Consider the following 14,406-nt stretch of genomic DNA (forward strand, 5'->3'; position numbering starts at 1 on the left):
GGAGAAACATAGGGGAATAGATTTTGACAAAGCCATCCAGGTTTAAGGTCTTGCATCGTCTAGACCAAAGCCATAGCGACCATCAAACGCTCCAATCTCTCTTTGATCAACTTCCCAAAGATCAGAAAACAGTTTTGACATTAAAGTTTAAATTTGGACTGAGCTACAAGACCATCAGCCGAGCCACTGGCATTGATCGACAAGATGTCGCACGGCTGATACCAATTGGAATGGATCACTTGCGAGGTGATTCTAGACCAGAGTCATCGACGATCGTGGCCCCTCACCTAATGGTCGCCTATACCATCGATCATTTAACCAAAAATCAAAAATCAAAAATTGAAGCACTGATCAGCAAAGACAAAAGCGCGCGGTATGCTTATCAAGCGACTCTTCAGTGGTCTCGAATCCTGCATGGCGAATTTCAAAGCAAAATTAGGTGCAAGGTTTCCCAATCACTGCTGATGAAGGCACATTCCGAACCGCCTCATCGTCGATGGGCTCCGTATGTACCCCACGGGATTCTATCTATCATGGTCCTTACCTTCCTCATTTTCTTGGGCCGATACTATCAGACCAGATTTGAATCCCAAGACTCAGGGGTGTCAAGCACTTCATCAAGGAAGGGCAGCTCATCCATAGTTCCAGAAGGCGTTCGCGGCAATAGTTTCATCCGTTCCACGACTTTAAACCCACTCATCAAAGTTAATGAGAATTTATCGAAAACCCAAAAGCCTGCTGTAGTCATAGCACCACCCAATATTAATCTTGCCAAAAAAATTCCTAAGCTTCTGGAAGTCAAGTCTCGCTTCAATAAGCTGAGTATCGATGGCTACAATATAAAGGCTGCTCCTTGGAACCGTGATCACAAGCTTTTGAACTTAAGAATTCGTGTTCAAAAACCCAAGACGCAAAAGGTGAGCAAGCCTTCACGTAACCTCGTCTATATATTTGATACATCGGGATCGATGTTTCTCAGCCACAAGCTTCCAGCATTTAAGGCCGATTTTTATCGTATTCTTGAGCATCTCGATGCAAGTGATACGATTAGCTTTCTTCTCTATAGCAGCAGGTCACATATTCTCTTGCCACCTACAGCGGGAGATCAAAAAGACCTGATCAGGAATGTGCTTGAGACACTTCAACCCTTGAAAAGCAAACCAGGAAAAAAAGTGGTGGATCTTCGGCTCGCCCAAGACCTACTAGCCAAGCACCAACAGTCCAGCGATGTTTCTAGAATATTGGTCATCAGTGACGGGGATCTAAGTCTTCCAAACAACGGTTTCTTTGAAGGCCACTCGGTCTCCCTTTTTAACCTGGATCGCCGGAACCACCGAGAGATCCATTCCAGTAGGAGTAATATAGAGCCATATACCATCAATACTTTATTTCGCGTTCACCACATACAGCAAAAAGATTTTTGGCAAGAACCTACTTTGGCAGTAAACATCAACCCAAGCAATATCGATGCTTGGCGGGTCCTGAGATATCAGTTGCTAGACCAGAGCGGTGCTGCCATCAGCTCGAAGGGAACTCCTCTATTCCCTGGAGAATCCATTGACCTATCTTTGGAACTCGTACCTAAATCTAAAGGTGCAGATTTGAAGGTAAACGATGTTCGGTTTCTAGCCTTCGATCAACCCTCTTACGACCACTTTCAAACAAACCCTCAACCACAGGTAACCCTAGCATCCGCTCCCTACGTTCCAAACTCTAGCCGGAATAAATGGCCTGGTTTTCAAAAAATCAAAACGGAATTCAAGCAACATAGAGGCGCCTTTCGTCGCTGCTATGAGCACCTCCTAAAAGAGACGCCACAGGCTAAAGGCTACGTTTCACTACTGATCCAAACCAGCTCTTATAAGTCATCCCAAGTGAAAACCCTTGAATCAGATTTTAGCGATCCAGGCTTCCAAGCCTGTATCAATCGCTCAGCAGGGCACCTTAGGCACCATCAACTGCCCCAGGGCTCAGTTTCCTATATCTTGCCACTAAAATTCTTTAGCAACTAAGTCGTTCCCATTTTGCCCTTTCCCCGAAGGTGACTTAATCAACTTGTGGGTAAAAGTCAGACCTGAAGGAAAGAGGTTTCCTGGAAAGAGCTGATGAATCACGCTGCGATCGCTGCTAATATATTTGCTTAGATCATTCATATTTTCGAGCAGAGGTACGAAGCCGTCCAAGTGGATTCTGTACCCTAAGTTTCTATGACTAGCATATGGAGTCAGGCATGGTTCTTTGGCGAGTGCTGATGAGTTGTTTAGTTTTCAGTCACCTTATTCCGGAGGCCTACGCACAACGCTCCCGAAAAGCCCGCAATCCAGATTTTATTCGTACCATTAATCAAGGACGCAGGCTTGACCCTTACAACCCCAAGGTTAGGCCAAGCACCTTTGTCGGAGGGCTCCAAGTGGGAACCCATGCCGAATATACATTAGATGATCCCGAATTGTTGTTTCTCCGCTACTACCATACTCCGAAAGTAAAGTTCTATCTGAACATCCCGCAGATCGACGCAGACTACCTAGCTCTTGGCGCTGAATATAGGCTCGGACCCATTTTAGGGGACCGGTCTTGGATTGGCGTTGAGCTGAGACCAGAAAACACCGATATCAACATTTACTTTCGAGGAATCAGCAAACAGAGCCGGACAGCCAAGATTCACTATACCGCCTATGGGACAGTGGGTGATGGCCTAACGGTCTTTGGCGCCAACGCTGGCTACTACACAAGGCCATTCCGTCGCTCCAAGAACACCTTTGTCGATAGTAAGTTTGCCTACCAATTGGTCAACACAGATGACGACGTGACAATAAACTCGCTGAACTTGCGCGGTGAAATCGGTCACGGCTGGGCTAACTTTGCAGAGGTGAAAGGGCTCGAACTTTATGGCTCTCTTGGGTTAGAATATGCGTCCATTAACGTGTCGACGAGCGTTGCTGAGCAAGCCGACACCAGCGAAAGCGACGTCGATCTAAGAATTGTGCTAGGCGTACTGTATCATACACCAATCTAACCAAGGATTTGCCCATGAGCCTCAATGCGGCGCAGATTATTAAGAGCCTTGAACTGACTGCCCACCCCGAAGGTGGTTACTTCCGAGAAACCTACCGCTCCTTAGGAGATATCCACAAAGACTCAGTAGAACCGGGAATGACTGGCTCTCGAAGCTATAGCACCGCGATTTATTTCTTGCTCGATCGAAATAGGCCTTCAAAATTTCATCGAATCAAATCCGATGAGATCTGGCACTTCCACCTTGGCTCCGCCATAGATATCGTGGAAATCGACGAATCTGGACAAGCTATCGTCACCACCCTCGGGGCTGGTATCGACCAAGGTCAAACCCTTCAGCACGTAGTTGCGAAAAATCGATGGTTTGGTGCAAGGCTTCACCCAAGTGGCCGCGAAGACTTTGGATTGGTAAGCTGCACCGTAGCTCCAGGTTTTGACTTCGCCGACTTTGCGATGGCTACCAAAGAGGACTTAGGGACTGCCAATGGCTTGAACGATCATCAAGACCTCATCCCATGACCAAATACGAAAAAAAATTGGGTTCACTCCAATGTGGGCCTATGACCTTACGCTATGAAAGTTTTGCCGACTTTGATACTGAGGTGTCCAAAGCCTTGGATCAGATTGAACACGATGACCAAGCGCCTCTCTTTGGCGATTTATGGCCATCAGCAGAAGCCCTTTGTCATTATCTTTTAGAGGAGTCTCTTCAGGCAAAGTCAGTTTTAGAAATTGGCTGCGGCCTTGGCCTGCCAAGCATCCTCGCGAGTAAGCTAGGGGCAAAGGTGATTGCTAGCGACTATCATCCTCATAGCGAGGCCTTCGTGCTACGCAACAGGGAACTAAATGATGCCAAAGTTGAATTCAAGCAGATTGACTGGCGCTCCCCGAGCGAGCTTCCTCCTCAAGACATGATAATAGCCAGCGATATTCTCTACGAACCACAGACCTACCCTGACTTGGCTCTATTCATCCAGCTGCATTGCCACAAACGGACCAAAGTGCTCATTGCCGACCCCGAGCGAGTCTTCTCAAGCCAGTTTGAAGCTGTCATGGAAAATTGTGGCCTGAAATTACTACGGAAATGGCACGATGGTAACATCATTTTGAAGGTGTGGGAACTCGCTTGAGGGTTCTCTTTTACAAATTCAGATTTGAGATGATTTAGAAAAGAAATGGCATCTCCAGCGGGATTTGAACCCGCGTCGCCGCCGTGAAAGGGCGGTGTCCTAGGCCAGGCTAGACGATGGAGACATATTGTAGCTAAAAAGAGAGTGGCATCTCCAGCGGGATTTGAACCCGCGTCGCCGCCGTGAAAGGGCGGTGTCCTAGGCCAGGCTAGACGATGGAGACACATAGTGAGCCCTGATGGATTCGAACCATCGACCCGCACATTAAAAGTGTGCTGCTCTACCAGCTGAGCTAAGAGCCCACATGATCCTCGTTTCCGAGGTGAGGATTCTTTTACGCAAGTACCTCCCTAAGGTCAAGAAAAAATTAATCGAAAATACTCAAGAGATGAATTTTTTTGTAATTCGCTTGCATTAAGCCATATTTACACCCTAGCTGTACAACATAGGTGTTATCATGCAACACAACCCATTAGCTTTCGTAAATCGACCAAGTTTCCTTAGGGATCGCCAGATTTTTTGGCATAGCCAACGGCAGGGTATATAATAGAACCATGTCTATACGGAGGTTGGTGTGTTGAGGCTATTCCTTCTCATTTTCGCAATAATCCCCATTCGCCCGACATGGGCCAATGTTACCGGAAGCGACCTACAAAATTTTAATGCCATTACCAGTGGTCTTGATTTTGTCACAGTTCACTCGTCTGAGACTCTGATTCCAGGCATAGCAAACTTTGGCTTCTTCGCTAATTATGCGGTCAACACACTACCCCGCTATAGTAACGAAGTGGACGCCGCAGCCAGAACCAACGAGATTAACGACTCTATTTTGGCAACTGACTTCAACTTTGGCTTAGGAATAACCAAAACTCTAGACATTGGCTTCAGCCTGCCATTTGTGGTCTCCCAAGAGGTGAACTTGGAAGGGGCGCGAGGAGAGTTTGAAAGCACAGGCCTTACCGAAATCAGAGGCAACCTAAAGTACCGCCTGATCGGAGGCGCCAGCGGCGGTATCGCCACGATCGTCTCGTTCAATCAAAACCTGACGGAAAACAACCCTTTCACCGGCACCGACCCGGGACCGATCCTAAACTTCGAACTGGCCTTTGATACCACGCTCTACACCACTGCAATGGCGCTTAATATTGGTTATCGTATGAGAAACTCTGGCGATGCCGTGCCTGGATTCCCCATCGAGCCTCTGGAAGACCAGTTCATCGCCTCAGCAGCAGTTAGCCAGTTGTTTTCGTCTATTGATACGAAGATCATTTTAGAGGTCTTTACAGCGACTCCTGTCTCTGAGTCGGACACCACCGCCAACCGATCTGTTTCAGCATCCGAAGCCTTGCTAGGATTTAAGTTTGACTGGAACCGCAACACCGCAATCCACCTAGGTGCTTCGACCGAGCTAGATAACGGCACAGCATCTCCAGATTGGCGAGCGTACACGGGGATTAACTATGTGACAGGCAACTATAAAAACAAGAAGGTCAAACTTGTTTCTAAGAAAAAGAAGAAGAAAAAGAAGAAGCCGAAGAAAACAGGGCAGCAACCCATCCCGATTCCGGAGCCAGAACCCCCACAGCTTCCAACCAACTTGAGTATGGGTGGCGATGACTACCCGCCGGAGCTACCAGGCATAGGGGATGATGTATTTGTCTTGCGAGATGTCAACTTCGCCTTTGACTCGGCCTACAAGGTGCTCGCCGGAGCGAAAACGGCAATCTCTAGCCTGGCTCAGCACTTAAGAGCGCGGGGTTACCGCAAGATTATTATCGAAGGCCATACAGACTCGATCGGCAGCGAAGATTACAACATCAAGCTCGGCAGGAGGCGCTCTGAAACCATCAAACGCTATATGGTAGAGGTGGAGAAGATCGACCCATCGAAAATTAAGGTACTCACCTACGGCGAGTATCGGCCTGTGGCTGACAACGGCAACTACCAGGGTCGTCAGTTGAATCGTCGGGTGGTGTTCAGGATTCTATATCCCAAGTAGGAAGCTTTTTGGAGAGCAAGATCAAGCCCCCTTTATGAAAAAGACAAGATCTCTGACGATGGATTCACTCATACGATGGGAGGCAGTACATGGCACTGACTGCCATCCATTGCCTTCAAATAGATCCACAACAGCATCTTTCCTAGTAATCGACTGATTAAAAGCCAAAGACAAAGCCGCACCCTCATTTGCCAATTGCCCCCAGGCTGAGGCAGACGCTTCTAAGGCCCCTAAAGGGTTTCTGGTTTTCTGGCCAGAAAAGTGCTGCACTCCATAAGGTAAGTCAGCCAAGATCACATCGAACTTTTCCCCTTGCAGCAGGTGGTTCGCTTGCTGGGAATCACCAATCACCATTTTGAGCCGGGTCTCGTCATGAGTCACCTCAAAAAATCGACCCTGACCTTGCTTGGATTTCTTTCCTACCGAGCCATTTCGAAACTTAAGACCGGTGTCATGGACCGTATTCCATTTCTTTACGATCTGCTGCACATCACCAAGCGCCTTGCTATCTTGTTCAACCCCACGACATTCTAAGCCATAAGCCATCGCCCAGAGCAGGCTGGTACCACGACCGCACATGGGATCGAGTACCTTAGGCTTTGGTTTTTTAACAAGGGCGAGCGCTACGTTGAGCATCATTTGGGTTAGCCGTTCATTAGTCTTGCCCTTAAATTTGGAACCAAAAATATAATCTCTAGGAATCGCTAACGACAGCGACTCTGCTAGGGGGAGCCAACCTTGTGGACCAATACGAAATACAGCTTGGCAAAATGATAGCCGAACTAGCTCCGAAGCCATCTCTTCAGAGGCATTCACAATGAGAACATCAAGCCCTCCGTAAGCCCGGTGTTCTCCATCCAGATCAGGGTGAATCAAGCGAAGCTCTTCCCGCGCGACCTTGATAAAGCTGTGAAAGTAGGCCCCACGAGCTTCAGGGCTAATGATTATAGCTAGTTGCTGCGTCATAAGTTCGTCCAATAGAAAAACATCCGGTCAATTCCGGCGCTCATCAGTAACACAGAAAAGGACCAGGGTCGAGACGATCCGTGCGAGGGTCATCCCTCCTCTACAGTCCCTGTCAGAATTAAAAAGTATCGAAATTCCCCCTGATTTATCTAAATATAATAGCTAGCTACAAGAACTAGTCATTTCGACCTCATTACGCACCGATGAAAAACATATGAGGGGAATTGGGGCTATTAGAGGCAGTCCCAAGGATAGAAAGAATCTGAGGGGACTAGCTATGCACGTCATTTCACACGTGATTGCGGTAGCATTTATCATTTTCGCTGCCGAAGGATTTTCAGCCACCATCGCTAAAATAACCACGGGGCCACAACCACGACTCGAACTACTCATGAGTCGCTCCGAAGCCCGGGATTTCAAGCCCGGAGACAAAGCCAAACTCATCATCGATAAACAAGAGTTTTCAGGAACTGTGAAAACGGTTCGTCGCCAAAAAGTGATGATCGCCATCACCAGTGGTAAGAACAAGGTCGCTAGGCTTCGCAAAGGCGTTCTTGCAAGAGTCACCAACAAGGAGAGCAAGCCTGATCGCCGAAAGACGGTGGCTAGAGCTAGCCGCAAAAAATCTAAAAAGAACCCTTACAAACTTAGCTACACAGCCCGCGGCAGCGAGAGGGAGCGACTGGATAACTCAATTTCTTTGGACCTTGAAGGGGGCTTAGCTGGTGGTCCATCACAGATCGTGCCAGCAACTGGAGTCACTTTAGGTGCATTCGTATCTCACAATACCGTAATGGAATTTAACTACATCCGTGGTGGCGCGAATGTGGGTGAGGATGAGACCATCCCTGGGCAACTGGAATTGCAAAAGTTAGTCGACACCGAGGCTGCTTCCCTTCGATTCAAGAACTTCTTTGGTAACAGCTTCTACACCAACACAGGGATTGGCGCCAGGCGCACAACACTCACGGCATACCCTCTAGGGGTTGCTGAAACTGTGGTGATTGAAGATGGCCCCGTCTACTCTAAAACGCAGGCTGATGCTGTGTTCGAGTTTGCCATCGGCAACAAATGGGAGATCTCATTTTTTAATATTGGCATCGATTGGGTAGGCCTGATGGCGCCACTATCTAAGATTCGACTGCCCAATGGTGGCAATAACCTAGATGAATCACCCCAGGAAGGTCTACAGGCCATTGTCGAAGCCAACAACTTTCAAAGCAATTCGGACTTTGATTTGTCTGAACTGGATAAGGAGCCAGAGGCTACCTTTACCAGCAAAATCTACATAGGTTTTTCATTTTAATTGACGTCTCTTTCTTGCCAGGGGCAGCCAACAGGACGGAGCCACTGTCGAGGGATACGTCATGCCTCTTGAGCCACATCATAGTGGCTGATGAAATTCAATAGTCGCTGCAAATTCACCAAAAAACGTATAGTATACCCGCAAGATTCACTTGAGGAAGAGACTAATGGATTCCGTTATTGCTATTAAAGACCTAGAGTTTTCCTACACAGCAGCTGCCGACCCCATACTGAGAATTGCTGCGTTTCAGGTGAAGCATCAAGAACACGTTTTCCTCCATGGCCCCAGCGGCAGTGGTAAAACCACCCTGCTCGGCTTAATCACAGGAATACTCACTAGCCGGCGGGGACAGCTCGCAGTTTTAGGGACTCAGCTTTCAGATTTATCCCTTAGGCAGAGGGATAAGTTTAGAGGTAGTCACCTGGGCTATATTTTTCAAATGTTTAACTTGATTCCCTATCTGAATGTTGAAGAAAACATACTTCTTCCGCTCAAAATGAATCGCTCAAAGCGAGAGGCCTGCCCAGAGCCTGAGCGAGAACTATCTGAGTTACTAAGTGAGCTAAGGATCGAAGCCTTGCGAAAGCAGCCGGTGCATAGCTTAAGCATCGGCCAACAACAGCGTGTGGCAGCTGCTCGCAGCCTGATGGGCCAACCAAAGCTTATCGTTGCCGACGAACCGACCTCGGCCCTTGACTACGATAGTCGAGAAGCTTTTTTACAATTACTTTTCCGCTCCGCAGATCGACATAACTCGACCATTCTCTTTGTTAGCCACGATCATAGCCTCGCTTCGCTATTTCCGAGACACGTAGCATTAAAAGACATCAATTCTGCGGGAGGTTCCCAGTGATACTCCATATTGTAGTGAAGTCTTTACTCAATCGTAAATTCACGGCCATGCTCACCATTCTATCGATCGCCCTCAGCGTCTCACTCTTACTTTCAGTGGAACGGATCCGCATGGGTGCGCGGGAAGGCTTTACCAACACCATCACCAATACCGACTTAATTGTCGGCGCTAAGGGCAGCCCTATTAATCTACTGCTCTATACGATCTTCCACCTTGGTACCCCTATGGAAAACATCCCGTGGGAAGCCTATCAAGAGATAGCTAATCGTAAAGATATCGATTGGACAATCCCTATCTCATTGGGGGACTCCCATGAAAGCTTCAGAGTCGTTGGTACTAACGAGGATATGTATCGCTATTATCAATACGGCAACCGGCAGAAGCTTGCCTTTGCCAGTGGTAAGGCCCCATCGGGTACCTACGAAGCAGCTATTGGCTGGGATGTTGCCAGATCTCTTGGCTATAATGTGGGATCTAAATTGACTCTTAGCCACGGTGCAGCAGGTAATATTTCCTTTCAGAATCACAATGACTCCCCCTTTACCCTAGCTGGAATATTAGAACAGACCGGAACACCTATCGATCGTTCAGTGTTTGTGAGTTTGGCAGGTATCGAAGCAATCCATGAAGGCTGGGAAGATGGTGCTCCACCCATGGGTGACGTGGTGAAGCGTGAGGCTAGCGAACTAGTGCCAAAAGAGATTACTGCCTTCCTATTGCGCACCAAGTCTCGCATCGGCACCCTTCACCTTCAGCGTTGGGTCAATGAGTATGAGTCAGCTCCCTTAATGGCAATCATTCCGGGTATCACCCTAACCGAACTCTGGCAAGGACTCAGTTATGTTGAAAAATCTCTATCCATCATCAGTGTCCTCGTCGTCGTTATCGGTTTACTAGGAATGCTGATTGCGATTTACAATACCCTTAATGAACGCCGGCGCGAGATCGCTATCCTAAGATCACTGGGAGCCTCACCCGTCACAGTATTTAGCGCACTAATGTTAGAGTCGATGATCCTTTCTGTGCTGGGCATCGTTTCGGCTGTAGTTCTGACTCACAGCACCTTGCTTCTGAGTCAAGAGTGGTTGCTCCGAGAATTCTCTGTTAATCTAGACTTGCCGATACTCACTTCGCTAGAGCTTTGGTACCTCCTTGCCGTGATCGGCTTATCCGCGTTCCTGGGCTTTTTACCAGCAGCCCGCGCCTATCGACAAACACTTGCTGACGGCCTAACTATAAAACTATAAGGATGTGATTATGAAACTTGTTATCGCTGCAGTCCTGACCTTTGTCGCTGTGCTTTTGAGCCTTAACTTTTTGCCTCGCAATGAAGCCCCCCATCAGGAGGTTGCCAACAAAGTAGAACTTTTGCGCCAGAGCACTTCAGAGGCTGGTCCAGCCACACAGATAGCTGGCCGTTCAGACTCCTCCCCCGTGCCTCCTCCCCCCCCAACAAAAAAGGCCGACAATAAGGAGGCCGACAAATCAGGCCTTCGCTGGGAGACTCTTAGGGGCTTAGACTATAAAACAGGAAAGGCTGACAAAACGGTTAAAAAGTTTCTGAAAACAACGGTTCGCATTCCTGGCTTCGTAGTCCCCCTAGATCTTTATGCAAAAGAGGCCAAGGAATTCTTACTCGTTCCCACATACGGAGCCTGCATTCACACACCTCCTCCCCCTGCCAATCAAATGATTCTGGTGAAGATGAAGCAAGGCCTCGCACCGCGACGTGAGGCAGGGCCAGTATGGGTTACAGGTCAGCTTGAACTTTTTAAAACCGAGACACAATGGGGAAAAGCTGGCTATCGCATCCGAGCAGATATGACTGAACCATATAAAGGCGGCTATTAAGTGGTTTTAGAGCCACTCAACAGGAGTGCGCGCCTTCCTAGACTTACTGACATTAATAGTCGAGAATTCAGGCTTTGTCGTATCGATCTCGACACGCAAAGCCTTCAAACCCTTCACACCTTTAACATCCTCAAGCTCAAACTCTTCGATCTCACCTTTGAGATAGCCTTGTTCAATCAGATGTAAGATATAATCTAAGTACTCTACTCGTTCAGACTCTTGGGAGTAGACTATCGAAAGGTGGGAAGCCTTGGTTAAACGCTCATCAGTTCCTTTGATAAGGGCCTTTTCAACTCTCTTCTTAAGAATTTTATAGCGGACGCTTTCAGTATTCAAAAATACGAACTGCTTCTCATCATAATCAAAGCGAATCGTCATTGGTGAGTCTTGTACGAGTATGAGATGGGTCGTCGCCAGCGGGTAGAGCAAGCTTTCCGATAGTTTAGCTACTCGACGTGCACAGCCGCACATCACGAGCATCTGCCAAATTCGCAAGTTTAGGAGGTGGGCACGGTGAAAGCCATGCTCCTCTCTTAACAAACTCTGACCAATATAGATCGTATGATCCACACCGTCGGTGGCATGCTTCTCGAAATAATGGGGAATGATATTCTGAGCACCAGCCTGCTCTTGATGCAGATATAAGCTGATCGCCTCATTGATCATCGCAACACTTCGATCAAACTGAGACCTCTGCTCCACCACGATCTGTGAGTCTTTGTTTACATGCTCAAGGTAGTGCTGAACCTCTCTATCCAGAGACAAAGACATCCCTTCAAACACATCAAGTGCCGGATGAATCCTATCTCTGATAAAGTTTAAAATCCCAATTTCATCGGCTGAGCTTAAACTCGTTTCAATCTGAGCCAAGCGGTGATTGATATCTCCGAGCATCTGCTCAAGGTAGGGCATCCGATGAATGGCTAGGGCATGCTTAAAGATAGCTTGCAATTCACTAAGTTGCTGATAAAAATCCATCTGGATAGCTTTGTTACGATGAACCGAGGAGTCTTGGATATCCGTGACCCCAAAAAGGGGATAAACATCCTTGAAGATGATGGGAGGCATCCTCATGCCCTTGCTAGGCGAATTGTTGTAGATCTTCGCAACCTCATGGAGCTTCCACTCATAGACAGGGTGAATCGCCGTGCACTGCTTACGGATGATCGATTCGATTTCATTCTCTTCTTGGGTTTTTTGGAAAGAGATAATAAGCCTAAGAGCTGCGTGAACCTCTCTGAGATGACTCATCAATGGCACGCTTAGCCGAAACTCTTCCTGATAGCAGAGAAACATAAAAGCCATAAGATCATCGTCTTGATACCACATAGGAAGCAGAGAGATCATATCTTTCTTGCCCTTATTGAGGGTATCTAGCCATGCATAGGTTCCTACTAATTCCAGGTGGTTGAGTGTGGTACAGCCATCTTTTTGAAATAAAGACTCAGTATTCTCATTGAATACATCTTCCGTTTGCAGACGTCCCTTCTTCGAGGCTCCATGAGATCGTTTCCAAAAATAATGCACCCTTTCGTTATGGATCACTCCAATACCCATGTCAAAAGCCTTTAGCCTGGGGTCTTGGCTGAGCCATGATAAAACAATATCCATCACCTTAGCCTCCCCTTTGGCCACCTGACGAGCGAGCATAGGGTTAAAGCGAAAAAGATCGAAGGGCTCTCTAGTCCAGATCGAAAAGCCCTTGAATTTAAAATGATCAAGGGGAAGATGCTCCTGGATCATATCCAGTCGGGGGGTGCGTTTCAGTTCAGTGAGGAGTGCTTGATCAAGTACCCGGAGTGAAGGCTCCAAAAGCTCAACCGACAGAAATTCTGGAAAGCAAAGATAGCGGTACAGCCAATAAGAATCCCCTTCCTTAACTAGTATCCCTGGAAAGCTTCCCTGCGAGGAATAGCGAGTTTCAGCCTTATAAATGGATTCAAAGATCTGATTATAAATAGCCATCTGCTGGCTTTTATCCGCAACTATCTCTTGCTGCCGGCTTTCTAGTTCAGATAAAAATGCGTCGGATAGGGATCCACGGGTTTGTTTGATCTCGTGGGCTTGAAATGGATTTGTGATGGCAACAACAGTTGCTCCGGCATGAAGCGATAGCTCGTCCCAAAGTGCAACAGGGTCTAGGAGACCTTTTGGATAGTAAACTTCAAGAGCAAGTTCACTCCAAATTTCGTCGGTCTTAGACCTCGAAAGTTTACTTGGCGAAGTTGTTGACATACCACTACCTTATTGGCCGATTTCAATTTTGGTATCGAACAAAAACGCTAGAATCTTGAGATAAAATAGTGAGGCACCTCCGCTCGCAGCAGAGCAGATGAGACCACTAGCAAAAGCGGTCACTTGGAGCAAGCAAGGGCCTCAAGCAATCAAGTATAACATGCTAAATTTATTCGTTTTTACAATCTATCCAAAGATTTTTTGACATATTATTAAATTTCAGTATGATCGTAGCCCACACGAGGATCAACGACCGAGGGCCGCCATGAGCGAGAATTCACATTATTCGGACCGTTTTTCGGGAATTTCCCGACTTTATGGGCAGAGCCAAGCCAAGGGTCTGCAAGAAGCTCACGTTGCGGTTATCGGCATCGGCGGTGTCGGCTCGTGGTCGGCTGAAGCTATCGCACGATCTGGAGTTGGCAAGATCACCTTGATCGATCTTGATGATATTTGTATTACCAACAGCAACCGGCAGATCCACACTCTTCATAGCACCATTGGTCAGCAAAAAGTTGATGCGATGGCCACCAGAATTCAAGGGATCAACCCTGAGTGTAACGTGAGAGTCATTCATGACTTCTTTACAGCCAGCACGGCTGAAGAAATTCTTAGCCTAAATTTCGACTTCGTGATCGATGCCATTGATAGCTTGAACAGCAAGGTGTCCTTGCTAAGTCTTTGCCATCAAAAAAAGATTCCCGTGGTCACCGTCGGCGGTGCCGGTGGCCGCCGCAACCCGTCTGCGATCAAGCAAGACGATTTGAGTGAAAGCTTTAATGATGGCCTGCTTCGTCGCGTTCGCAAGAAATTGCGCGCGGAGCACGGCTTCCCTGATACCGGGTCGTTCGGAATTCCATCCGTATTTAGCATCGAGAGGCTTTGGTTACCGACACCAGAGGGTGAAGTTTGCTTGGTTCCTAAGAAGCAAAAACTATCTTACAATCTGGATTGTAACTCGGGATTTGGCACGGCTAGCTTTGTAACCGGAACTTTCGGCTTCACAGCCGCCGCTATTGCTATGGCCCACTTAACTGGAACTACATTATAG

General features: G+C 47.6%; 12 protein-coding genes and 3 tRNA genes. 10 read left to right on the forward strand and 5 right to left on the reverse strand.

Features of this window, described 5'->3' with window-relative positions:
• The first annotated feature begins 23 nt into the window (after positions 1-23).
• From B9N89_RS08000 to B9N89_RS08015, 4 genes are all read left to right on the forward strand, one after another.
• Entirely contained in the window at positions 24-2,012 is a 1,989-nt protein-coding gene (locus B9N89_RS08000) for a sigma factor-like helix-turn-helix DNA-binding protein (protein ID WP_132317587.1), read from the forward strand.
• Positions 2,013-2,230: 218 nt separating this feature from the next.
• Positions 2,231-3,016, forward strand: a complete 786-nt coding sequence (locus tag B9N89_RS08005) for a hypothetical protein (protein WP_132317585.1) — start codon at positions 2,231-2,233, stop codon at positions 3,014-3,016.
• A 14-nt stretch (positions 3,017-3,030) separates the two neighbouring features.
• The gene (locus B9N89_RS08010; RefSeq protein ID WP_132317583.1) at positions 3,031-3,534 is read left to right on the forward strand and encodes a cupin domain-containing protein; all 504 of its coding nucleotides are present in this window, start codon (positions 3,031-3,033) and stop codon (positions 3,532-3,534) included.
• Between the two features lie 41 nt (positions 3,535-3,575).
• The gene (locus B9N89_RS08015; RefSeq protein WP_159455233.1) at positions 3,576-4,145 is read left to right on the forward strand and encodes a class I SAM-dependent methyltransferase; all 570 of its coding nucleotides are present in this window, start codon (positions 3,576-3,578) and stop codon (positions 4,143-4,145) included.
• Positions 4,146-4,191: 46 nt separating this feature from the next.
• Here the strand turns inward: B9N89_RS08015 and B9N89_RS08020 are convergent.
• From B9N89_RS08020 to B9N89_RS08030, 3 genes are all read right to left on the reverse strand, one after another.
• A tRNA-Glu gene (locus tag B9N89_RS08020) sits at positions 4,192-4,269 on the reverse strand.
• A gap of 21 nt (positions 4,270-4,290) precedes the next feature.
• A tRNA-Glu gene (locus tag B9N89_RS08025) sits at positions 4,291-4,368 on the reverse strand.
• 6 nt (positions 4,369-4,374) lie between these two features.
• Positions 4,375-4,447: transfer RNA gene (locus tag B9N89_RS08030), tRNA-Lys, on the reverse strand.
• Positions 4,448-4,719: 272 nt separating this feature from the next.
• On the opposite strand from B9N89_RS08030, the gene B9N89_RS08035 reads away from it, so the two are divergent.
• Positions 4,720-6,144, forward strand: coding sequence for an OmpA family protein (locus B9N89_RS08035; RefSeq protein WP_132317579.1), 1,425 nt, complete (start codon positions 4,720-4,722; stop codon positions 6,142-6,144).
• A 21-nt stretch (positions 6,145-6,165) separates the two neighbouring features.
• Here B9N89_RS08035 and B9N89_RS08040 read toward each other — a convergent pair whose 3' ends face one another.
• The gene (locus B9N89_RS08040) at positions 6,166-7,110 is read right to left on the reverse strand and encodes a TRM11 family methyltransferase (RefSeq protein WP_132317577.1); all 945 of its coding nucleotides are present in this window, start codon (positions 7,108-7,110) and stop codon (positions 6,166-6,168) included.
• A 277-nt stretch (positions 7,111-7,387) separates the two neighbouring features.
• Here B9N89_RS08040 and B9N89_RS08045 point away from each other — a divergent pair, with 277 nt between their 5' ends.
• The 4 genes from B9N89_RS08045 to B9N89_RS08060 all read left to right on the forward strand — a co-directional run bounded on the left by B9N89_RS08045 (position 7,388) and on the right by B9N89_RS08060 (position 11,120).
• Positions 7,388-8,416 carry a hypothetical protein gene (locus B9N89_RS08045; RefSeq protein ID WP_132317575.1) on the forward strand — a complete coding sequence of 343 codons (1,029 nt, stop codon included), beginning with the start codon at positions 7,388-7,390 and terminating at the stop codon, positions 8,414-8,416.
• A 166-nt stretch (positions 8,417-8,582) separates the two neighbouring features.
• Positions 8,583-9,269 carry an ABC transporter ATP-binding protein gene (locus tag B9N89_RS08050; RefSeq protein WP_132317573.1) on the forward strand — a complete coding sequence of 229 codons (687 nt, stop codon included), beginning with the start codon at positions 8,583-8,585 and terminating at the stop codon, positions 9,267-9,269.
• The gene (locus tag B9N89_RS08055) at positions 9,266-10,516 is read left to right on the forward strand and encodes an ABC transporter permease (protein ID WP_132317571.1); all 1,251 of its coding nucleotides are present in this window, start codon (positions 9,266-9,268) and stop codon (positions 10,514-10,516) included. The genes B9N89_RS08050 and B9N89_RS08055 overlap by 4 nt, the downstream gene beginning before the upstream one ends.
• A 10-nt stretch (positions 10,517-10,526) precedes the next feature.
• Positions 10,527-11,120: a DUF3299 domain-containing protein gene (locus B9N89_RS08060; protein ID WP_132317569.1), complete on the forward strand. Its 594-nt coding sequence runs from the start codon at positions 10,527-10,529 to the stop codon at positions 11,118-11,120.
• Positions 11,121-11,126: 6 nt separating this feature from the next.
• Here the strand turns inward: B9N89_RS08060 and B9N89_RS08065 are convergent, their stop codons facing one another.
• Positions 11,127-13,355 (reverse strand): hypothetical protein, encoded by a 2,229-nt coding sequence (locus B9N89_RS08065; RefSeq protein ID WP_132317567.1) that lies wholly within the window; start codon positions 13,353-13,355, stop codon positions 11,127-11,129.
• Between the two features lie 265 nt (positions 13,356-13,620).
• On the opposite strand from B9N89_RS08065, the gene B9N89_RS08070 reads away from it, so the two are divergent.
• Entirely contained in the window at positions 13,621-14,406 is a 786-nt protein-coding gene (locus B9N89_RS08070) for a tRNA threonylcarbamoyladenosine dehydratase (RefSeq protein ID WP_132317565.1), read from the forward strand.

Origin of the sequence: Pseudobacteriovorax antillogorgiicola (genome assembly GCF_900177345.1) — a bacterium.
Classification (GTDB): Bacteria; Bdellovibrionota_B; Oligoflexia; order Oligoflexales; family Oligoflexaceae; genus Pseudobacteriovorax; species Pseudobacteriovorax antillogorgiicola.

What these genes read in the sequence shown, in the direction of transcription:
- B9N89_RS08005 (WP_132317585.1), top strand. Translation starts at nt 2,231, where the DNA reads ATGGTTCTTTGGCGAGTGCTGATGAGTTGTTTAGTTTTCAGTCACCTT.
- B9N89_RS08010 (WP_132317583.1), top strand. Translation starts at nt 3,031, where the DNA reads ATGAGCCTCAATGCGGCGCAGATTATTAAGAGCCTTGAACTGACTGCC.
- B9N89_RS08015 (WP_159455233.1), top strand. Translation starts at nt 3,576, where the DNA reads ATGACCTTACGCTATGAAAGTTTTGCCGACTTTGATACTGAGGTGTCC.
- B9N89_RS08040 (WP_132317577.1), bottom strand. Translation starts at nt 7,110, where the DNA reads ATGACGCAGCAACTAGCTATAATCATTAGCCCTGAAGCTCGTGGGGCC.
- B9N89_RS08045 (WP_132317575.1), top strand. Translation starts at nt 7,388, where the DNA reads ATGCACGTCATTTCACACGTGATTGCGGTAGCATTTATCATTTTCGCT.
- B9N89_RS08050 (WP_132317573.1), top strand. Translation starts at nt 8,583, where the DNA reads ATGGATTCCGTTATTGCTATTAAAGACCTAGAGTTTTCCTACACAGCA.
- B9N89_RS08060 (WP_132317569.1), top strand. Translation starts at nt 10,527, where the DNA reads ATGAAACTTGTTATCGCTGCAGTCCTGACCTTTGTCGCTGTGCTTTTG.
- B9N89_RS08065 (WP_132317567.1), bottom strand. Translation starts at nt 13,355, where the DNA reads ATGTCAACAACTTCGCCAAGTAAACTTTCGAGGTCTAAGACCGACGAA.
- B9N89_RS08070 (WP_132317565.1), top strand. Translation starts at nt 13,621, where the DNA reads ATGAGCGAGAATTCACATTATTCGGACCGTTTTTCGGGAATTTCCCGA.